Here is a 19,287-nt window from a genome sequence, read left to right as displayed (position 1 = left end):
CTTATTAAAAATGTGATTAAAACCAACAAAATGAAAATAATAATACAATTATTTAGAATTATAGTAGGAGCCTTGTTTATTTTTTCTGGCTTTGTAAAATTGGTAGATCCTATTGGTTCACAATATAAATTTCAAGAATATTTCTCTGAAAGTGTTTTAAATATGGAGTTTTTAATTCCGTATGCTTTGCCTTTTGCAATAATTTTAATTGTAGCAGAAATACTTTTAGGAGTGATGATTTTAATTGGTTACAAACCTAAAACTACAGTTTGGAGTTTGTTAATTATAACTGTAATTTTCTTGTTTTTAACTTGGTATTCTGCTTATTACAATAAGGTTACAGATTGTGGTTGTTTTGGCGATGCAATAAAATTAACACCTTGGGAAACTTTCTATAAAAATGTAATTCTAATTGCACTAATTGTAGTTTTATTAATTAAAGTTGAATTGATAAACCCAATTTTTAAAGGTAAAATTCCGAAAATAATTACCTTTTTATCTTTAGGTATTTTCTTATTTATTGTACAACATGTTTTAACGCATTTGCCAATAATAGATTTTAGAGCTTATGCAGTTGGTAAAAATTTACAAGAAGGAATGCAATATCCTGCGGATGGTTCTATACCACCAGTTCACGATTTTATGTTAGAAGATACGCAGCAAGATTTAGCGCCAGATTTATTAGAAAAAGAAAAAGTAATGCTGGTAATTGTTTACAATTTAGACAAGTCTGATGTCAAAGGCTTTCCGGCAATTAAAGATATTGCTAACAAAGCAATACAAAAAGGGTATACGGTTTATGGAGTATCTGCTTCTTTTTCTGATGATTTAAATCTTGCTAAAGAAAAATATAATTTGCCTTTCGAATTTTTATTTTGTGATGAAACAACTTTAAAAACAATGATTAGAGCAAATCCAGGAGTTATAATATTAAACAAAGGAACTGTAACTCAGAAAAAAAACTGGGTAGATGTTGATGATTTAGAATTGTAAATAATCAAAAATATATAAAAAAAGGATTAATTCTTATTGCGCAGATTGTCTGCATCAGTAAGCGTTAATCCTTCTTCTTTTTTATGAAACAGATGTTTAGAACTACCTATAATTTGAGAAGAATAAATACCAGAATGTCCAGAAAATAAGTATGCACTTGTGCACGCTAAAGCGATAAAAACGCCAGATTCAATTCCGAATAATTCAATTCCCATAATTGTACATGCAATAGGTGTGTTGGTTGCGCCAGCAAATACAGCAACAAAACCCATACCAGCTAATAAAGGCATTGGTAACGGTATAAACCATATTAAAACATTACCTAAAGTTGCACCGATAAAAAATAACGGAGTAACTTCTCCGCCTTTAAATCCGGCACCAAGTGTAAATGAGGTAAATAAAAGCTTTAAGATAAAATCGTAAGAATTTAGGTTGATGTCAAATGCATCAACAATAGTTGGCACACCAAGTCCCATATATTTTGTAGTGCCAATAAAATACCAAGTAATTGCTAAAATTATACCGCCAATTACTGGTCTTAATGGCGGATATTTAATTAATTTTTTAAATGTTTTACCCCAGAAATGTGTAGATTTTGAAAATAACATACTAGTTAATCCAAAAATAATTCCTGCTAATAATGCCCACAATACAGTAACTGGCGTTAACTCTGCTATTGTAGAAATTGTATAATGCGTATGATGAGAAATTTGCCAAAAATCGCAAAAATAGTTGGCAAAAACCGCTGCTAAAAAACTAGGTAGAATTGCATCAAATTTTACTCTACCAATAACCATTACTTCTAAAGCAAATATTGCACCAGCTAAAGGTGTACCAAATACAGAAGAAAAACCTGCACTTATACCAGCTATTAATAATATTTTTCTGTCTAAATTAGAAAGCCGAAATAGTTTGGTAAATTGATCTGCAATTGCACCACCAATTTGAACTGCTGTACCTTCTCGACCCGCAGAACCACCAAATAAATGCGTTAAAATTGTTCCTAAAAAGACCAAAGGTGCCATTTTTAAAGAAATCACTTTTTTAGGAGAATGATATTCTTCTAACAACATATTGTTTCCTTTTACAACACTTTTACCAAAATAATGATATGACAAACCAATAATTAAACCTGCAATTGGTAGTAGCCAAACAATCCAGATATTTGTTTCTCTATAAGTTGTTGCCCATTCTAACGTCCATAGAAAAATGGCAGATGCACTTCCTGTTAATGCGCCAACAAGTAAACAGATAAAAATCCATTTAAATAGAAAAAGCAAAGAGAAACTTTGTTGAAAAGAGAAAAAGAATTGTTTAATTTTTGTCATGAAATTTTGCAAAATCTTAAGTCTAAGTATTATTAGAGTTGATTTAATAATTAACTATTTCTTAAGTTTTTAAATGTGAAAGGGCAAAAATAAACAAATTAATATTAAGAAGATTTAAACTTTTACCAATCAATTACTAATAGAAATTCTTTTCTTTTTAAGATTTTATTGTACCTTGTTTTAACTAATTAAAAATAATAGAATGAACGAATTTGTTACCTATAAATCTGAAGAAAATTATGCATTAATAACAATTAATAATGGTAAAGCCAATGCTATTTCTCCTGCTGTTATTGATGGCTTAAATTTAAGTTTAGATAAAGCAATGCAAGAAAATAAAGTGGTTGTTTTAACAGGACAAAAAGGAATATTTTCTGGAGGTTTTGATTTAAAAGTTATGACAAAATCACCTGAATCTGCCAAAGAATTAGTTACTAGTGGTTCTAAATTGTCTTTAAGAATGTTATCTTTTGCTAAGCCTATAATTATAGCTTGTTCTGGCCACGCAATTGCTAAAGGTGCTTTTTTATTATTATCTGCTGATTACAGAATTGGTGTAAAAGGAGATTTTAAAATTGGTTTAAATGAGGTTTTAATTGGTATGACAATGCACAATGCAGGTATTGCAATTGCAAAAGCGCGTTTGTCTAAAGTATACTTAAATAGAAGTGTAAATAATGCCGAAATTTATAATACTAAACAAGCTGTAGATGCTGGGTTTTTAGATGTTGTTGTAGAAGAAGATCATTTATTACCAACTGCTATTAAAGTTGCAGAAATGTCTTCTAAATTAAATGCAAAAGCACATGCAGAAACCAAACTAAAGGTTAGAAAACAAGATTTAATTGATTTAGAGAAAGCTATTGCAGCAGATTTAGAAGCAGATATTTCTATTAATAAGCAATAACGTTATCTAAATTTCTAATTGCTAGCAAATAGGTTCAGCCCTGATTGAACGGTTTGTTTGAGCTCTTTTGAGGAACGAAAAAAGCGAGTAGTGAAAGCAGGAAATAGCTTCTAAAATTATTTTTTAAAGTCTTTAATTCCTGCAGTTACTTCTAAGTCGATGTGGTTTTTTCTTGGTGTTAACGGGCAAGAATACTTGTCGTTATAGGCGCAATAAGGGTTGTATGTGTTGTTAAAATTTAACTCTATTGTATCATCTTTTTTTATGTCTGTAAGCATTACATCCATATAACGCCCGCCACCATAAGATTGGTCTGCAGAGGTGTTGTCTGTAAATGGAAGAAATAAATAATCCTTATATTTTTCGTCTCTTAAATCGTCTTGACTTTGGTAAATAGTTAGTTGTATATCTTTTCCTTTTAATTTGAAATTTAATTTGCCAAATTCTTTATACAATGGTTTTCTGTCTGTAGTTGTTGCCATTTCAAAAGTTGGCGCATTTGCTGTTCTAATTAATTTTGCAGTTACAATAAAAGTAGAATCTACAGGAAAAAAATCTAAACCTTTAAATTTTTTTAAGTCTCTTTTTTTTAAAGGAGATATAGAAGCGTCTTTATAATTTGCATTTAATTTTTGTTGATATTCTGTAACGCCAACCAATGGTCTTTTACCTTGAGAGTTACAAGATATCATTAGTAATAAAGTAAAAACAACTATTATTTTTTTCATTTTTTAATTTGGATTAAAACCAGGAGTGCTTTTTGTGCTAGGTGATATTTTATAATTCTGAATTAATTTATTTGAAAGATTTTCAAATTGATTTTCATCTGATAATTTTTTAATTTGATTAGGATCAAAACGACCTTTTAAGTAAAACACAGATGTTTTTGCTAATGTAGAATTAAAAATGATGGCTTGAGTAACAACATCGCCATCTTCTTTTACAGAAACTATTTTTGTTTTTTCTGGCTGATTGCTTCGCAGCATATCGGTAAAGTTGTTGTCTGTTACTAAGTTCATTTCATTAATTAATAAGTTTTGCTTTTGCTTCGAGATATTGTTAAAAGTGATAAATTTAAAGTCTTTTACGTTGCCAAATAAGTTGTTAATTTCAGGAGAAATATTAGTTAACAATGCACGCATAAAATTAGGAACCTGAAATGCAGTTACGCCAATATCTTTTTTGTGATTATTAAAAAAACTTTGGAAAGTTTTACCGCTACCACAAGAAACAAGTAATAAAAAAGCAGCTAAAAAAGTAATAAATTTAGTTTTCATGTTTTTTTTATAAAAATACAAAATTAATCAAATTAAACTTTCTTGATTATGTATTAGATTCTATAGATATGTACTTTAAAAATGATGTAAAAAAAAGCACTAAGTTTTTACTTAGTGCTTTTATATTTTATGCAAACTTATTTATAGTTGAACTCTCCAACCATAAGGATCTTCTGCTTTATTTGTTTGTATGTCTGTAATTGTTTTCTTTAAAAGAGCAGCATACGGCTTTTCTAATTCTGGTAAATCATAGTCGTTTTCTTGAAAACCAAAACCTGCAATAGGAGAAATTACGGCAGCAGTACCTGCACCAAACATTTCTTTTAATTCGCCAGATTTTGCAGCAGCAATTACTTCTGTAACAGAAATTTTTCTTACTTCTACATTAATACCTAAATCTTTAGCTATTTGAATAATACTTTTACGTGTAATTCCGTCTAAGATTCTATCATTTGTTGGGCTAGTAATTAACGTGTCGTTAATTCTAATAAAAATGTTCATTGCACCAGCCTCTTCAATATATTCGTGTGTATTGTCATCTGTCCAAATTACTTGGTTGTATCCTTTTTCTATGGCTAATTGAGTTGGGTAAAATTGGGCAGCATAATTACCACCAGCTTTAGCAAATCCAACACCACCATTTGCAGCACGCGCGTATTTTTCTTCAATTAAAACTTTTACTTTACCAGCAAAGTAAGCACCAGAAGGCGCAGTACAAATCATAAATTTATATTCGTCTGCAGGAGATGCATGAAAACCGTTACCCGAAGCAAACATAAATGGTCTAATATATAAAGAACTACCTTCTTTTGTTGGTATCCAAGCGTCATCTACTTTTAATAGAGCTTTTAAACCGTTCATAAAAATTTCTTCTGGTATTTGCGGAATTACCAAACGTTCTGCAGACTTATTTAAACGCTTACAGTTATCTAAAGGTCTAAATAATAATGTATTTCCGTCGGCATCTTTGTAGGCTTTCATACCTTCAAAAATAGATTGTCCGTAATGAAAAATCTTAGCAGAAGGATCTAAAGAGATTGGTGCAAAAGGTTCTACAACAGCATCTTGCCATTTTCCGTCTTTAAAAGTACAAGTTAGCATATGATCAGAATAAACACTACCAAAAGGTAAGTTATTAAAATCTACTGTGTCTATCTTCGACTTTTCTATATGTTTGATTTCTATGTTAGAATTCATAATTTGTTTGATTAAATTTCTCTACAAATGTACATAATTTATTCATCTGTAGTAACATAAAAAAGGTCGTTTTACTGTTAAATTGATTACATTTGTAAACAAGTTATTAAAAATAAATCATATGAAATTAGTTGTAAAATTATGTGCTCTAGCACTTTTAGTATTAGCTGGATGTAAAGAGGTTAAAAAAGGAAGTAACCAAGAAGCAACAACACCAGCACCAAAAACATTTGCTTTTCAATCTTACGGAGATCAAATTTCTAAAGACAATGCTTTAACTTCTAAAGCAATGTTGGCAAAGTTTGAAACAATGAATGTTGGCGATACTATAGATGTAAAATTTGCTTCTAATATTAAAGAAGTTTGTGTTAAAAAAGGATGTTGGATGAAATTACCTTTAGAAAACGAAACAGAAACAATGGTTCGTTTTAAAGATTATGGTTTTTTTATGCCTTTAGATTCTAAAGGTAAAGAAGTAATTGTTGCAGGTAAAGCTTTTGTAAAAATTACGCCAGTAGATGAGTTAAAGCACTACGCAGAAGATGCAGGTAAAAGTGCAGAAGAAATAGCAAAAATAACAGCTCCGAAAAAAGAATATGCTTTTGAAGCAAACGGAGTGTTATTAAAATCTGAAATTACTTTATAATAAAGTTCCATTTTGAAAAGAGAAATACTAATTACTTCGGATGGTTCTTCTACCATACATTTACCAGATTGGGATGAGCAATATCATTCTAAAAATGGTTCTATCAATGAAACCTACCATGTTTTTATAAAATGTGGTTTAAAAGAAGTTATTGCAGACAAAGTTTCTATACTAGAAATTGGTTTTGGTACAGGTCTTAACTGTTTTATAACTTATTTAGAAGGTAAAAAAGAAATTGATTATGTTGGTGTAGAAGCTTACCCTGTTACTGCAGATGAAATTGATAAAATGAATTTTGTAGCTGTATTAGAAGCAAAAGAACAAGAAGAAGTTTTTAAAAAAATGCATCATGTTTCTTGGGAAGAAAAGCATCAGATTTCTGACAATTTTTCTTTAACAAAAAGAAAACAATTTTTTGAAGATATAAATGATGAAAATGCTTTTAATTTAATTTATTATGATGCATTCGGGGCGCGTGTTCAACCACAACTTTGGACCGAAGAAATCTTCTTAAAAATGTACAAAGCATTAAAACCAAACGGAATCTTAGTAACTTATTCTGCAAAAGGTAGTGTTAGAAGAGCTATGCAAGCAGTAGGTTTTTTTGTAGAACGTTTACCTGGGCCACCAGGTAAAAGAGAGATGTTAAGAGCTACAAAAAAATAGTGTTCTTTAAAATACACTATCGAGCGGTAAGAGTTGTTTTTACAATTTTTACCGCTCGTAATATTTAGATAAAGTTCTTAACTTTTATCTAACCCTAGTTTAACAATATGGTTTTTCTTAGTTAACAATTCCTTTTTTTTATAATTATAGTTTTGGCATCATAACTAACTTTTAATTATAATCATGAAAAAACCAATTACAAAATTATTTTTAGCGCTTGCATTTATGAGTGCGAGTTTTACCTTAATAACAAGTTGTGCAGAAGACGGCTTAAACGGAATTGACGGTGTAAACGGTCAAGACGGACAAAATGGGCAAGACGGAAAAGATGGTGAAGATGGTAAAGACTTTACACCAACTCCAGATTTATTTTCAAACAAATCTACATTATCTCCTTTAGTAAAAATTAACGCAAATTACACAGATTTAAAAGCGTATTCTTTAATAAGTTCTACAGATGTATTATCTAATGGTTTTCGTTTATTAGGTTCTCAAGATGGAGCAGGATTTTTGAAAGACGGAGACGAATATATTTTAGTAGTAAACGCAGAAGATGATTATGCTGTTTCTAGAATTCGTTTTGATGAATTTATGAATCCTTTAGAAGGAGATTGGTTATTAAACGCAGGTGTTGCAGATTTTGCAAGACAATGTTCTGCTACAATGTGGGAAAAAGATATTCATGGTGGCGATAAAGATATCTTCTTATCAGCATCAGAGAGTATTTCTTACGATGTAAAAGCAATCGACCCTTGGGTAGAATCACCAACACCAACTGCAGATTTCGGTTTAGATGCTTTAGGTGAGTTTTCTTGGGAAAATGCAGTGCCATTGCCAAAAAACACTTATGCTGGTAAAACAGTAATTATTGGTGGAGATGATGACTCTAGCGGATCTGAAGGGCAAGTAACAATGTATGTTTCTGAAAACGGAGATGCAGATTTAGAAAATGGTAAAATTTATGTATTAAGATTTAAGCAGGTTTCTGATGGTGCAAAAGGAGTTAAAAGTGTTGATGCGTCTACTGTTTATAATGAAGGTAGTTTAGATTTTGGTACTACATATGATGTAGAGTTTGTAGAAATAGAAAATGGAGCAAGCATGACAAAGAATGAAATGGAAACTGCTTGTACAAATGTTTTTGCATCTCAGTTTATGAGAGTAGAAGATGTCGATTACCAAAAAGGTTCTGATGCAAATGCAAGAAATGTATTTATCGCAGTAACAGGTAGAGGTCCAGGAAGAGGAACTTATAATGACTGGGGTACTGTTTATAAATTAGAGTTAGATGATACAAATCCTTTAGAAGGAAAATTAACTCAAATTATTAGTGGAAATACAGATACAAACAACAAAGACGGTAACCTAGCAGAATTGCAAAGTCCAGATAATATTTGTGTTACAGAAAACTATGTGTATGTGCAAGAAGATCCTAATTCTTTTAGTAGAAACCATGCAGCGCAAATTTACCAAACAGATTTAAGTGGTAACAATGCAAATGTTGTTTTAGAGTTAAAAATAGAAAGTAACTTGTCTCCAACAGGAAGTAGTAATTTTTCTGGAGAATTTGGAGCATTAATAGATGTTTCTGATAAAATAGGACAAGCAGATACTTTTATTCTTGCATTACAACCACATTATTGGCAAAGTGAAGATTTTAGATCTACAAATTTACCTCACAATCAAGGTGGTCAAATAGTTTTATTACAAGGTTTACCTAGATAATTAATACCAAATTTATTTTATAAAATGAGTCTCCATGTAATATGGAGATTCATTTGTTTTTATACTTTTTTTATGAAAATTAAAACTACTTTATTTATTTCAATCTTAACATTATTACTAACTATTTCTTGTAAAGACAAGCAAGAGAAAGAGTACATTACTAAGGTTGATTGGTCTACTGCTCAAAATTATTACGTAGAAAATATTTCTAAAGCAATTAGTTATTTAGATAGCTTAAAACAAGAAGGTTTTAAAGGTGATAAAACCAAGTTTTACTTTAAAAAAGTAAGAGAAAATTTTAAAAAAGCAGAGCCTTATGTTTCTTATTTAAATCCAGAAGTTGGGCACCGTGCCAATGGGCCAGCATTACCTATTTATAAAGAAGATAATGGCAAAATATTAGAGCCAGTTGGTTTGCAAAAAATAGAAGAAAGTATCTACGATTTAGAAACATCAGAACTAGATTTTAAAAAAGAAATCTATGTTACAAAGGGGTTATTATCGGTTTTAAAAAAAGGTGCTTTAAAAAGAAAATTAAATACGCAGCGATTTTTTATCGCTACACATCAGCAATTATTTAGAATTGCAAGTTTATCAATTTCTGGTTTCGATACGCCAGTAAGTCATTTAGGAATCTCAGAAACCATAACTTCATTAGAAAGTTTATTATTTGTGTATTCTAAAACACTACAACCAATAATTAAGAATACAAATAAAAATTTAGATCTTGAGTTTCAAGAAAACATAAAAAAAGCAATAGCTTTTATAGGGAAAAACTTAGATTTTAATACTTTTGATAGATATACTTTTACAAGAGATTACTTTAATGCTATTACAAGAAATTGGGTAGCAATTAGAAAAGAATCAAAATTATGGCAACCCGTAAAATCTGAACCTTTTAATTTTGATGCACCTACTTTTTTCGAAAATAATTCTTTCAATCTAAATTACTTTACGCCGCCATCAAATAGAAATCCTACAGAAAAACAAATAAGTTTAGGAGAAAAATTATTCTCAGATCCTAAGTTGTCTAAAGATAAAAAAATGGCATGTATTAGTTGTCATTTACCAGCAAAAGGTTACGCAGATGGTGTTGCTTTAAATAAAGATAATAAAGGTAATTTTTTATTAAGAAATACACCAACGTTAATCAATTCTGCGTTTCAAAAAAGCTTCTTTTGGGATGGTAGATCTCGTGATTTATTAGATCAAATTTCTATGGTTTTTAATAATTCTAAAGAGTTTAATACAGAGGTTCATACGTTTTCAGAAGATATTTTAAAAGATACAACGTACATAAAACTGTTTACAGAAGCTTATAATACAGTGCCAAAAAGTAATAGAGAAGTTATTAAAGCAATTTCTTCTTATGTATCTACATTAAACAGTTTCAATTCTAAATTCGATAGAAATATTCGAGGACAAGAAAATACATTTACAACAAACGAAAAGAAAGGGTATAATTTATTTATGGGAAAAGCACTTTGCGCAACTTGTCATTTTATGCCATTAACAAACGGAACCGTTCCGCCATTTTTTACAGAAACCGAAAAAGAGGTTATTGGCGTGCCAGAAACAAATCAGAATAAAAAATTAGATGACGATTTAGGTTTTTATTGGCGTTACAAAGAAGAATTACACAAAGGTATGTTTAAAACACCAAGCGTTAGAAATGCAGCAATAACTGCGCCTTACATGCATAACGGTGTTTACAATACGCTAGAAGAAGTGCTTAATTTTTATAATCTTGGTGGCGGTGGTGGTCTTGGTTTTAACTTAGAACATCAAACTTTACCGTTCGATAATTTAGAGTTAACAGCCCAAGAACAGCAAGATATTATTGCGTTTATAGAAACGTTAACAGACAATCCTGCAGATTCAGAGAACTATTAAAGTTAAAAACTTTTGGTGTCGGTACATTTTTTTATCTTCGTTATTAAAATATTTTTAAATGGAGTTTAAAAGAAAATTTGGAAGAAAAAAAGAAACAAAACCTAAAAGAGGACTTTTTCTAGTATTATTGTTAGCAGTTGCACTAATACTTTGGTTTAAAGCAGAAGCATTAATGAACGCTTTATTTTAATTTTTTAGAAGCTATTTCCAGCTTTCCGTTATATCTTTTTACAGCTGTTCTTTTAAATTTGTTCATCCTTCGCAAATTACAAGAACAGTTCTAAAAAGGATGCCACTTCAATCTGGGCTAAACTTGTTTGCAAACTTTATTGCATTGTTATTTTTTAAATGTTCTTCCTTTCCAATTATATTTATAAAAAAGTGATTTAAAAACGATAAACACACTAAAAAAAGGATATAAAATACTACTAAAAAGGTACCATTTGTAAAAAGAGTTTTTATGATTGTAAAATCTTATAGTTGGCAGAAATAAGAATATATCGATACTTATTTTTACAAAAATTGGCGTTAAAATAATTAGTAAGTTATTTGATAAGAAGATGCTAAGCACAACGCTAAGATTTACAAGAAAAATTAGTAAACCGATTAATTTTACAGAAATAGACTTTAGCTTATTTGTTTTAGAAGCCCAACGCACTCGCTGGTTTATTAAACCTGAATTGGTTGTAACCGGAAAAGTATTCACCATGGCGTTTTTAGATTTTAAAAACTGAACATCTTTTTTGTAGACTTCTTTAAATTTTTCGAATAAGAAAATATCATCACCGCTTGCAATAGAGGTATTGCCTTTAAAACCATTTAATTCTAAAAAAATATCTTTTCTGTACGCTAGGTTTGCACCATTGCATAAAAAAGGAAAACCGATTCCGAAACCACCAATTGTAGTTGCTTGCAAACTCATAAAATCTAGTAACTGAAACTGTTCTAAAGAGTTGTTTTTAACAATGTAGTTAACAGGAGCAACTACCATTTTAGGTTGGTTTTGTTCTATGAAACTGCTAAAAGTTTTTAACCATTTATTAGGTAAAACACAGTCTGCATCCGTAGTAATAATCCAGTTATTTTTAGCAATTGCTATTGCCAAGGTAATAGCATCCTTTTTTGGTGAATTAGAAACGCGCTTGTTTTTAAGAATCGTATAATCAATTTTTTTTTCTTTTAAAGTGTTAGAAATGATGTTGGTAGAATTATCAGAAGAATCATCATCAATAAATAAAAACTCTACAAAGTCTAAATTGTAATTTAGTTCTAATATCGAATTTAATAATAAAGGCAATTTATCAGCTTCATTTCGAAACGGAATAACAATTGTAAATTTGGTGAAAAACGTACTTTTATTAGTAAACTCTTTAACGCTAATAAATCCTATTGTTAAAGCGATAATTAATATCGCATAAAGTAAATACAGAAAAAACAGTAGATAAATCATGCTTGTTGTTTAGGGCTAAATGTAATTACAAAATAACTACCAATAATTGAGGGTAAAACAAAATTAAGAAGCCACATTAATGTTGTAATACTTAAGATTGTTATTGAGTTTACATCTAAAATTTCAAAAATAAATAAGGCGACCGAACCTTTTAAAACCGCATCAAAAATTGATAACATTGGTATAAAAGAACTTAATAAATAGATAGAACTAATGGCGGTAATAGCTTCAATATAGGTAATGTTCGTTTTAAAAAACATCAATAAAAAATAAAATTGATGAGAAAAAATAAGATATCTAAAAAATGAATATAGAGCTATTTTTAGATGCGTTTTTGTTTTGATTTTTACAATTCCATTTCTAAAAATTTCTAATTTAGAAAGTAACAGTTTGCATAGAACTATTATTAAAATACATGAAACACAGGTTAGAATTAAAACGGTATAAAAACTAGAAAGATCAAAGTTTATTGGATAGTTTTTGTAGAAATATATGAAACCTAAAAAGCCAAAAAACACTGTTGCTACTAATTGATGTAAATTACCAATTAAGTTTAAATGCATTATTTGAATACTGTTTTTCTTTTTAAAATACAATGCTTTTGCACCATATTCTCCAATTCTATTAGGTGTTATTAAAGAAGCGGTAAGAGATGCTAAAGATTGTTTTGCGGCAGTAAATATGCTAATTTCTTTCAATTCTTTAACAAGTGTTTTCCATTTTAAAATTTCTAAAAACCAGTTACCAAAAGTAAATATTAGTAAAAAGCCGCAATTTTTTAACGTAAATACTTTAGATTGACTCAAAACGTTTTTAAAATCATTTAAAGATAATAACTTATTGTTATTTATTTTTTGCCAAATAAAATAAGCACAAATAAATACAATCGTTAGTTTTATGAGCAACCAAAAGATTTGTTTAGATTTGTGTGTTTGCGAATATTTCATTGTTTTGCAAAGTAATAAATAATCATCATTAAGTTTAATGATAAATTCAAAAAACAATTTTCGCCTTTGGCTACAGAAAAAATAATTTTAGGAATCGATCCCGGAACAACAATTATGGGTTTTGGCGTTATAAAAGTGGTTGGAAAAAAAATGGAATTTGTTCAAATGAACGAATTACTTTTAAAAAAATACGATGATCATTATTTAAAATTAAAGCTAATATTTGAGAGAACAATAGAACTTATTGATACATACAATCCTGATGAGATTGCTATAGAAGCTCCTTTTTTTGGTAAAAACGTACAATCGATGTTAAAGTTAGGTAGAGCGCAAGGCGTTGCAATGGCTGCGGGTTTATCTCGAGAAATTCCTATAACCGAATACTTACCAAAGAAAATAAAAATGGCAGTTACAGGTAGCGGAAGTGCAAGTAAAGAACAAGTGGCTCTAATGCTAAAATCGCTTTTAAATTTAAAAACCTTGCCAAAAAACTTAGATGCAACAGATGGTTTGGCTGCAGCAGTTTGCCATTTTTATAATTCTGGCAGAGTAGTAGGCGGGAAAAATTATACTGGTTGGGCAAGTTTTGTAAAGCAAAACGAAAAGAGAGTTAAAAAGTAATGGCAGGAATATACATTCACATACCATTTTGTAAACAAGCATGTTTTTATTGCGATTTTCATTTTTCTACTTCTTTAAAGAAAAAGGAAGAAATGTTGCATTGTTTAAAAAAAGAAATTGCATTAAGAAAAGAAGAATTAAAAGGCGAAAAAGTTGAAACTATTTATTTCGGTGGCGGAACTCCGTCTGTTTTAAATACATCAGAAATAGATAAATTGATAGCTACTGTATATCATCATTTTGATGTTGTAGAAAATCCCGAAGTTACTTTAGAGGCAAATCCAGATGATTTATCCGAAGAAAAAATAGTAGAACTTTCTAAAACAGTAATCAATAGATTAAGTATTGGTGTACAATCTTTTTTTGAGAAAGATTTAAAATTGATGAATCGCGCACACAATGCATCCGAAGCAAAAAAATGTTTAGAAATTGCTACACAGTATTTCGATAATATTTCGGTTGATTTAATCTATGGAATTCCTGATTGTGCAAATAAAGAATGGGAAGAAAATATAAAAACAGCTTTAGATTTTGGTATTTCGCACATATCTAGTTACGCGCTTACAGTAGAGCCTAAAACGGCTTTAGAATCATTAATCGCAAAAGGGAAAATTAAAAATGTTGATGATGTTAAGGCAGAAGAGCAGTTTCAAATATTAACCAAAACATTAAAAAAAGAAGGGTTTATACATTATGAATTGTCTAATTTTGGAAAAGAAAACTATTTTAGTAAAAATAATTCTTCTTATTGGTTAGGTAAATCTTATTTGGGTATTGGGCCTTCTGCACATTCTTTTAATGGTAAACAAAGAAGTTGGAATGTTAGAAATAATACGCATTACATAAAAGCAATTTTAGAGGATAAATTGCCAATCGAAAGGGAAACTCTTTCTAAAACAGATAGATACAATGAGTATGTGATGACGGGTTTACGAACCGTTTGGGGTGTGTCTTTAGAAAAAATTAAAAAGGATTTTGGAGATGATTTTTTAAATTATTTAGAAAAATTATCTAATAAATTTATAATTGAAGATTTATTGTATATTGAAAATAAAACCTTAAAAACAACCCAAAAAGGAAAGTTTTTAGCCGATGGAATTGCATCTGATTTGTTTAAATTAAATTGAGGTTTAAAAATAGTAAAGTAAAAAATGAAAGCAACTATAGAATATAATTCAAGAAAAATAGAAGTAAATATATCTAATCCTATAGATATTTCAATTCCTATAGACCCATCAAAAAAAAATGTAAATGCTTGGTATTTAGAGGAGCCTAAAATTACTGCAGAAAAAATAGACGGAGAAACAATAAAAGTATCGGAAGGTGCTGTTGTAAATTTTAATAGCATTCATTTCAATCCGCACTCTCATATTACACATACAGAATGTGTAGGTCATATTACAGAAGAAATACACTCTGTAAACAAAAACTTAAAGTATTTTATATTTTTAGCAGAGGTTGTTACAATTGCACCATTGTTTCATAATGGAGATTTTATGATAGGAGTAAAGCAATTAAAAACAGCTTTAAAAAATAAGAAACGAGACGCTATAGTAATTAGAACTTTGCCTAATTTAGATGATAAAAAGAGTATGCAGTATTCAAATACAAATCCTACATATTTGTCTGAAAAAGCTGCAATTTATTTAAGAGAAAAAGGGATAAAACATTTATTGGTAGATTTACCTTCTGTTGATAAAGAAAATGATAATGGTAAATTGTTATCTCATAATGCTTTTTGGAATACTGCTGGCGAAATTAGAATGGATGCTACAATTACAGAATTTATTTATGTACCAAACGATGTAGAAGATGGCGAGTATTTATTAAACTTAATGATTGCTCCGTTTGAAAACGATGCAACACCAAGTAAACCCGTTTTGTATAAAATTATTAAATAGAAATTTTTAAAAAAAAACCTTTTTAATTCGAACTTAAAAAGGTTTTTTTATTGATTATAAAAACGTTAAAACCATTTTTTTCGTTTAAAATACCAAACAGAAGCAATGGTAACCAGTACCATTATTCCTAATAAAATAAAATAACCATATTTAAATTTTAGTTCTGGTATGTATTCGAAATTCATACCGTAAATTCCGGCTAAAAAAGTAAGCGGAATAAATATTACAGATAAAATTGTAAGCGTTTTCATTACTTCATTTAACCGATGTCCTTGAATACTAAATATTAAGTTGATTTTACTTTCTAACTCTTGCAATTCGAAATCGATATTCGAAATTAAGTTATTTGTTTGTTCTTTTAATTCACTAAAATATTTTACTTCAAAACCATCAATTTCAATTTTTTCTAACTTTAAAATTGTGTCTTTTAAACTCATTGTAGCTTTCTTAAAATTAAAAAGTTCTTGTTTTCTTTTTTCTACTAAAGAAGTAAATTCTGGTGTAGGTTTTATGTTGGTAGAATTTAGTTTATCTGCACTTAAAACAGCATTTTCCTCATAAGTGTCTTGGTAATTGTCTATAATCGATTCTAAAAGTAAAAATAACAAATAATCGGCTCTTTTCTTTCTAACAATTCCTTTGTTACCTTCTAATCGCTCACGAATCCAATTAAAATAATCGCCATGTTTTTCTTGAATAGACCATAAAAAATCTGCAGAAACAATAAAAATCATTTGCTCAGACTCTAATTTTCTGCTTTCTGTAATTAAAACACGTGTTGTTATAAATAGTAAATTATCTAATAAAATTACTTTGTTTGGATGATTTTCATCACTTAATAATTTTATCAAAAAATCATCTAAATTATTCTGGTAAATTACTTTTTTATATTCCTCTTGAAACTTAATTCCGTAGGTATTTAGCCATTCTATAGTTTCTGTTCCTTGCGAAAGTTTTATTTGAGAAATTGCAGAAAAATTATTTTTCTCGTAATTTTTATTAGAATAACTAATGATAGAGGTGTTGTCTAAAAAAATATTTTCCATATAAATATTAATTGTAAATTTGGTAGATAAAGATACTTCTTAAATTGATAAAAATAACTTTAAAACCTAATAGTTTATGCATATCGAGCAACTACGAGATTTTTGTATGTCAAAAAAAGGAGTAACAGAACACTTTCCTTTTGATGACGTTACTTTGGTATTTAAAGTAATGAATAAAATGTTTTTACTAACAAGTTTAAATAATTGGGAAAAAGGTGAAGAGAAAATGAATGTAAAGTGCAATCCGGAAAAAGCATTGGAGTTAAGAGGTAATTACGAAGGAATTAATCCTGGTTTTCACATGAATAAAAAACATTGGAATACGGTACTTATAAATAATAGCGATGTTTCTGATGCTTTGGCGAAAGATTTAATCAATCATTCTTACGATTTAGTAGTAAGTGGTTTGACTAAAAAACTTCAAAAAGAATTGAAATTGTTGTAGTATTATAAATTTATAATCATTGATGAAAAAGCAAGAATTAAGAACAATTTATAAGCAAAAAAGAAAAGATTTATCTGTTAGTCAAATTGAAGAGTTACAGGATAATATTTATCAGCAAATTTATAATTTAGATTTTAGTGGTGTTAAAGTTGCGCACTTATTTTTATCACTAACAAAGTTTAAAGAAATCGATACGCAACCGATTATTAATTTTTTAAGAAAACGTAATATTAAAGTTGTTGTTAGCAAATCGAATCTTAAAAACAATACGCTTTCTCATTATTATTTAGAAGAAAATACGGTTTTAGAATTGAATAAATTCGGAGTTCCAGAACCTGTGAATGCTGTTAAAGTAGATGAGCAGAAGCTCGACTTAATTTTTGTGCCAATGCTTATTTCAGACGAGCTAAATTACAGAGTTGGTTATGGTAAAGGTTTTTACGATCGCTTTTTATTAAAGTGTAAAGAAGACGCTAAATTTATAGGATTAAACTTTTTTAAACCAATTTATCAGATAGAAGATTCTAACGATTTTGATGTTCCTTTACATCAAGTAATCTATCCTAAATAAAGTTTAAATCGGCTTTAATTCTTTGTAAATTTGCAACAAATAATTTTGAAGATGATTGTACAAGGAAATATAGTTGATATACAAAACAAGACGATTTACAAAGGAGAAGTAGAGGTTAAAGATGGTAAAATTATAGCTGTAAGAGCTGTAGATCATTCTGTAGAAAATTATATTTTACCAGGTTTTGTAGATGCACATATTCACATAGAAAGTTCTATGTTAGTTCCTTCAGAATTTGCAAAAATCGCAGTAAAACATGGTACAGTTGCAACAGTTTCAGATCCGCATGAAATTGCAAATGTTTTAGGTGTAAAAGGTGTCGATTTTATGATCGAAAACGGTAAAAAAGTACCTTTAAAATTTAATTTTGGCGCACCAAGTTGTGTACCTGCAACATCTTTTGAAAGTGCTGGCGCAATTATAGATTCTGATGATATTAAACAGATGATGCAAAATCCAGACATTAAATACCTTGCGGAAATGATGAATTATCCCGGAGTTTTATTTGATGATGAAGAGGTTTTAAAGAAAATACAACATGCAAAAGATAACAATAAGCCAATCGATGGTCATGCGCCGGGTTTAAGAGGGCAAGATGTAAGTAAATATATTGCAGCGGGTATTTCTACAGATCACGAATGTTTTACTTTTGAAGAAGCTCAAGAAAAACTTCAAAAAGGAATGAAAGTGATTATTAGAGAAGGTTCAGCAGCTAAAAATTTTGAAGCTTTAATTGATTTGTTGCCCGAACATTTTGAAAATATGATGTTTTGTTCTGATGACAAACATCCAGATGATTTGTTATTGGGTCATATCAATCAACTTTGTGAAAGAGCAGTAGCAAAAGGTGTCGATGTGTTTAAAGTTTTACAAGCTGCTTGCACAAACCCTGTAAAGCATTATAAATTAGATGTTGGTCTTTTGCAAAAAGATGATTTTGCAGATTTTATTGTTGTTGATAGTTTAGAAAAATTCAATGTTTTAGAAACTTATATCAACGGAGAATTAATTGCTAAAAACGGTGAAAGTTTTATTGATCCTGTACCTTTTGAAGTTTTAAACAACTTTAATACAGAAAAGAAAAAAGTTTCGGATTTTAGATTTGAATCATCTGCTAAAAACATAAATGTTATAGAGGCTTTAGATGGTGAGTTGGTTACCAATAAAATTGAATCTGAATCTTTAATAGAAAACGGAAATTTAATTTCTAATACAAATACAGATGTTTTAAAAATGACAGTTGTAAATAGGTATAAAAATGATGTGCCTGCAATTGCATTTATTAAAAATTTCGGAATCAAAGAAGGTGCGATAGCTAGTTCTGTTGGGCACGATTCTCATAATATTATTGCTGTTGGTGTAACAGATGAAGCTATTACAAAGGCTGTAAACTTAATTATAGATAATAAAGGTGGTATTTGTGCAGTAACTGCAACAAAAGAAGAAATAGTTTCTTTACCTGTAGCAGGTATTATGTCTGATAAATCTGCAGAAGAAATAGGTAAATCTTACGCAGCTTTAGATGCGATGGCAAAAGATATGGGCAGTAAATTAAGAGCGCCTTATATGAGTTTGTCTTTTATGGCTTTGTTGGTAATTCCTGCTTTAAAATTGTCTGATAAAGGTTTGTTTGATGGTACTAGTTTTAAGTTTACTTCTGTAGAGGTGGCATAA

The 19,287-nt window shown here is 29.3% G+C and carries 20 protein-coding genes; 13 read left to right on the top strand and 7 right to left on the bottom strand.

What is annotated here, in order from left to right:
- The first annotated feature begins 30 nt into the window (after nucleotides 1–30).
- Complete coding sequence (locus tag BXQ17_RS07575; protein ID WP_077810034.1) at nucleotides 31–993, top strand: BT_3928 family protein; 963 nt, start codon at nucleotides 31–33, stop codon at nucleotides 991–993.
- Nucleotides 994–1,019: 26 nt separating this feature from the next.
- On the opposite strand, the gene BXQ17_RS07570 is transcribed toward BXQ17_RS07575, so the two are convergent.
- Complete coding sequence (locus BXQ17_RS07570) at nucleotides 1,020–2,321, bottom strand: voltage-gated chloride channel family protein (RefSeq protein WP_077810033.1); 1,302 nt, start codon at nucleotides 2,319–2,321, stop codon at nucleotides 1,020–1,022.
- Nucleotides 2,322–2,523: 202 nt separating this feature from the next.
- On the opposite strand from BXQ17_RS07570, the gene BXQ17_RS07565 reads away from it, so the two are divergent.
- The gene (locus tag BXQ17_RS07565; RefSeq protein WP_077810032.1) at nucleotides 2,524–3,228 is read left to right on the top strand and encodes a crotonase/enoyl-CoA hydratase family protein; all 705 of its coding nucleotides are present in this window, start codon (nucleotides 2,524–2,526) and stop codon (nucleotides 3,226–3,228) included.
- A gap of 116 nt (nucleotides 3,229–3,344) precedes the next feature.
- Here the strand turns inward: BXQ17_RS07565 and BXQ17_RS07560 are convergent, their stop codons facing one another.
- The 3 genes from BXQ17_RS07560 to BXQ17_RS07550 form a co-directional block, all read right to left on the bottom strand.
- On the bottom strand, nucleotides 3,345–3,956 hold the full coding sequence (locus BXQ17_RS07560; protein WP_077810031.1) for a DUF1684 domain-containing protein: 612 nt from the start codon (nucleotides 3,954–3,956) through the stop codon (nucleotides 3,345–3,347).
- 3 nt (nucleotides 3,957–3,959) lie between these two features.
- Nucleotides 3,960–4,505, bottom strand: a complete 546-nt coding sequence (locus tag BXQ17_RS07555) for a DUF4252 domain-containing protein (protein WP_077810030.1) — start codon at nucleotides 4,503–4,505, stop codon at nucleotides 3,960–3,962.
- A 141-nt stretch (nucleotides 4,506–4,646) separates the two neighbouring features.
- Nucleotides 4,647–5,702, bottom strand: a complete 1,056-nt coding sequence (locus BXQ17_RS07550; protein ID WP_077810029.1) for a branched-chain amino acid aminotransferase — start codon at nucleotides 5,700–5,702, stop codon at nucleotides 4,647–4,649.
- 121 nt (nucleotides 5,703–5,823) lie between these two features.
- Between BXQ17_RS07550 and BXQ17_RS07545 the strand changes: the two genes are divergently transcribed.
- From BXQ17_RS07545 to BXQ17_RS14660, 5 genes are all read left to right on the top strand, one after another.
- On the top strand, nucleotides 5,824–6,348 hold the full coding sequence (locus tag BXQ17_RS07545; RefSeq protein WP_077810028.1) for a DUF4920 domain-containing protein: 525 nt from the start codon (nucleotides 5,824–5,826) through the stop codon (nucleotides 6,346–6,348).
- A 12-nt stretch (nucleotides 6,349–6,360) separates the two neighbouring features.
- On the top strand, nucleotides 6,361–7,014 hold the full coding sequence (gene mnmD, locus BXQ17_RS07540; RefSeq protein ID WP_077810027.1) for a tRNA (5-methylaminomethyl-2-thiouridine)(34)-methyltransferase MnmD: 654 nt from the start codon (nucleotides 6,361–6,363) through the stop codon (nucleotides 7,012–7,014).
- A gap of 183 nt (nucleotides 7,015–7,197) precedes the next feature.
- Nucleotides 7,198–8,739 (top strand): hypothetical protein, encoded by a 1,542-nt coding sequence (locus BXQ17_RS07535; protein ID WP_077810026.1) that lies wholly within the window; start codon nucleotides 7,198–7,200, stop codon nucleotides 8,737–8,739.
- Nucleotides 8,740–8,811: 72 nt separating this feature from the next.
- On the top strand, nucleotides 8,812–10,632 hold the full coding sequence (locus tag BXQ17_RS07530) for a cytochrome-c peroxidase (RefSeq protein WP_077810025.1): 1,821 nt from the start codon (nucleotides 8,812–8,814) through the stop codon (nucleotides 10,630–10,632).
- 58 nt (nucleotides 10,633–10,690) lie between these two features.
- Complete coding sequence (locus tag BXQ17_RS14660; protein ID WP_302849555.1) at nucleotides 10,691–10,822, top strand: hypothetical protein; 132 nt, start codon at nucleotides 10,691–10,693, stop codon at nucleotides 10,820–10,822.
- A gap of 147 nt (nucleotides 10,823–10,969) precedes the next feature.
- Here BXQ17_RS14660 and BXQ17_RS07525 read toward each other — a convergent pair whose 3' ends face one another.
- Both BXQ17_RS07525 and BXQ17_RS07520 read right to left on the bottom strand, forming a co-directional pair.
- Nucleotides 10,970–12,082, bottom strand: a complete 1,113-nt coding sequence (locus BXQ17_RS07525) for a glycosyltransferase (protein ID WP_077810024.1) — start codon at nucleotides 12,080–12,082, stop codon at nucleotides 10,970–10,972.
- Complete coding sequence (locus BXQ17_RS07520; RefSeq protein WP_077810023.1) at nucleotides 12,079–13,029, bottom strand: lysylphosphatidylglycerol synthase domain-containing protein; 951 nt, start codon at nucleotides 13,027–13,029, stop codon at nucleotides 12,079–12,081. Before BXQ17_RS07520 ends, BXQ17_RS07525 begins: the two co-directional genes overlap by 4 nt.
- Before the next feature lie 66 nt (nucleotides 13,030–13,095).
- On the opposite strand from BXQ17_RS07520, the gene ruvC reads away from it, so the two are divergent.
- From ruvC to BXQ17_RS07505, 3 genes are read left to right on the top strand one after another with little or no spacing between them, the layout of a single operon-like run.
- On the top strand, nucleotides 13,096–13,650 hold the full coding sequence (ruvC, locus tag BXQ17_RS07515) for a crossover junction endodeoxyribonuclease RuvC (RefSeq protein WP_077810022.1): 555 nt from the start codon (nucleotides 13,096–13,098) through the stop codon (nucleotides 13,648–13,650).
- Entirely contained in the window at nucleotides 13,650–14,777 is a 1,128-nt protein-coding gene (gene hemW, locus BXQ17_RS07510) for a radical SAM family heme chaperone HemW (protein WP_077810021.1), read from the top strand. Before ruvC ends, hemW begins: the two co-directional genes overlap by 1 nt.
- A gap of 24 nt (nucleotides 14,778–14,801) precedes the next feature.
- The gene (locus BXQ17_RS07505) at nucleotides 14,802–15,551 is read left to right on the top strand and encodes a cyclase family protein (RefSeq protein WP_077810020.1); all 750 of its coding nucleotides are present in this window, start codon (nucleotides 14,802–14,804) and stop codon (nucleotides 15,549–15,551) included.
- 65 nt (nucleotides 15,552–15,616) lie between these two features.
- On the opposite strand, the gene BXQ17_RS07500 is transcribed toward BXQ17_RS07505, so the two are convergent.
- Nucleotides 15,617–16,597: a CorA family divalent cation transporter gene (locus BXQ17_RS07500; RefSeq protein ID WP_077810019.1), complete on the bottom strand. Its 981-nt coding sequence runs from the start codon at nucleotides 16,595–16,597 to the stop codon at nucleotides 15,617–15,619.
- A 76-nt stretch (nucleotides 16,598–16,673) separates the two neighbouring features.
- Between BXQ17_RS07500 and BXQ17_RS07495 the strand changes: the two genes are divergently transcribed.
- The 3 genes from BXQ17_RS07495 to ade are packed head-to-tail and all read left to right on the top strand — an operon-like array spanning nucleotide 16,674 to nucleotide 19,287.
- Nucleotides 16,674–17,042, top strand: coding sequence for an MmcQ/YjbR family DNA-binding protein (locus BXQ17_RS07495; protein WP_077810018.1), 369 nt, complete (start codon nucleotides 16,674–16,676; stop codon nucleotides 17,040–17,042).
- A 22-nt stretch (nucleotides 17,043–17,064) separates the two neighbouring features.
- Nucleotides 17,065–17,613 carry a 5-formyltetrahydrofolate cyclo-ligase gene (locus tag BXQ17_RS07490; RefSeq protein WP_077810017.1) on the top strand — a complete coding sequence of 183 codons (549 nt, stop codon included), beginning with the start codon at nucleotides 17,065–17,067 and terminating at the stop codon, nucleotides 17,611–17,613.
- 51 nt (nucleotides 17,614–17,664) lie between these two features.
- Nucleotides 17,665–19,287 carry an adenine deaminase gene (ade, locus tag BXQ17_RS07485; RefSeq protein ID WP_077810016.1) on the top strand — a complete coding sequence of 541 codons (1,623 nt, stop codon included), beginning with the start codon at nucleotides 17,665–17,667 and terminating at the stop codon, nucleotides 19,285–19,287.

The sequence above is a fragment of the Polaribacter sp. BM10 genome, assembly GCF_002005425.1.
Taxonomy (GTDB): Bacteria; Bacteroidota; Bacteroidia; order Flavobacteriales; family Flavobacteriaceae; genus Polaribacter; species Polaribacter marinaquae.
This window is presented reverse-complemented; position numbering and strand designations above follow the sequence as displayed.

What these genes read in the sequence shown, in the direction of transcription:
- BXQ17_RS07520 (WP_077810023.1), bottom strand. Translation starts at nt 13,029, where the DNA reads ATGAAATATTCGCAAACACACAAATCTAAACAAATCTTTTGGTTGCTC.
- BXQ17_RS07495 (WP_077810018.1), top strand. Translation starts at nt 16,674, where the DNA reads ATGCATATCGAGCAACTACGAGATTTTTGTATGTCAAAAAAAGGAGTA.
- BXQ17_RS07560 (WP_077810031.1), bottom strand. Translation starts at nt 3,956, where the DNA reads ATGAAAAAAATAATAGTTGTTTTTACTTTATTACTAATGATATCTTGT.
- BXQ17_RS07535 (WP_077810026.1), top strand. Translation starts at nt 7,198, where the DNA reads ATGAAAAAACCAATTACAAAATTATTTTTAGCGCTTGCATTTATGAGT.
- BXQ17_RS07550 (WP_077810029.1), bottom strand. Translation starts at nt 5,702, where the DNA reads ATGAATTCTAACATAGAAATCAAACATATAGAAAAGTCGAAGATAGAC.
- BXQ17_RS07555 (WP_077810030.1), bottom strand. Translation starts at nt 4,505, where the DNA reads ATGAAAACTAAATTTATTACTTTTTTAGCTGCTTTTTTATTACTTGTT.
- BXQ17_RS07500 (WP_077810019.1), bottom strand. Translation starts at nt 16,597, where the DNA reads ATGGAAAATATTTTTTTAGACAACACCTCTATCATTAGTTATTCTAAT.
- BXQ17_RS07490 (WP_077810017.1), top strand. Translation starts at nt 17,065, where the DNA reads ATGAAAAAGCAAGAATTAAGAACAATTTATAAGCAAAAAAGAAAAGAT.
- BXQ17_RS14660 (WP_302849555.1), top strand. Translation starts at nt 10,691, where the DNA reads ATGGAGTTTAAAAGAAAATTTGGAAGAAAAAAAGAAACAAAACCTAAA.
- BXQ17_RS07505 (WP_077810020.1), top strand. Translation starts at nt 14,802, where the DNA reads ATGAAAGCAACTATAGAATATAATTCAAGAAAAATAGAAGTAAATATA.
- BXQ17_RS07570 (WP_077810033.1), bottom strand. Translation starts at nt 2,321, where the DNA reads ATGACAAAAATTAAACAATTCTTTTTCTCTTTTCAACAAAGTTTCTCT.
- BXQ17_RS07525 (WP_077810024.1), bottom strand. Translation starts at nt 12,082, where the DNA reads ATGATTTATCTACTGTTTTTTCTGTATTTACTTTATGCGATATTAATT.
- BXQ17_RS07545 (WP_077810028.1), top strand. Translation starts at nt 5,824, where the DNA reads ATGAAATTAGTTGTAAAATTATGTGCTCTAGCACTTTTAGTATTAGCT.
- BXQ17_RS07530 (WP_077810025.1), top strand. Translation starts at nt 8,812, where the DNA reads ATGAAAATTAAAACTACTTTATTTATTTCAATCTTAACATTATTACTA.
- BXQ17_RS07565 (WP_077810032.1), top strand. Translation starts at nt 2,524, where the DNA reads ATGAACGAATTTGTTACCTATAAATCTGAAGAAAATTATGCATTAATA.
- BXQ17_RS07575 (WP_077810034.1), top strand. Translation starts at nt 31, where the DNA reads ATGAAAATAATAATACAATTATTTAGAATTATAGTAGGAGCCTTGTTT.
- ade (WP_077810016.1), top strand. Translation starts at nt 17,665, where the DNA reads ATGATTGTACAAGGAAATATAGTTGATATACAAAACAAGACGATTTAC.
- hemW (WP_077810021.1), top strand. Translation starts at nt 13,650, where the DNA reads ATGGCAGGAATATACATTCACATACCATTTTGTAAACAAGCATGTTTT.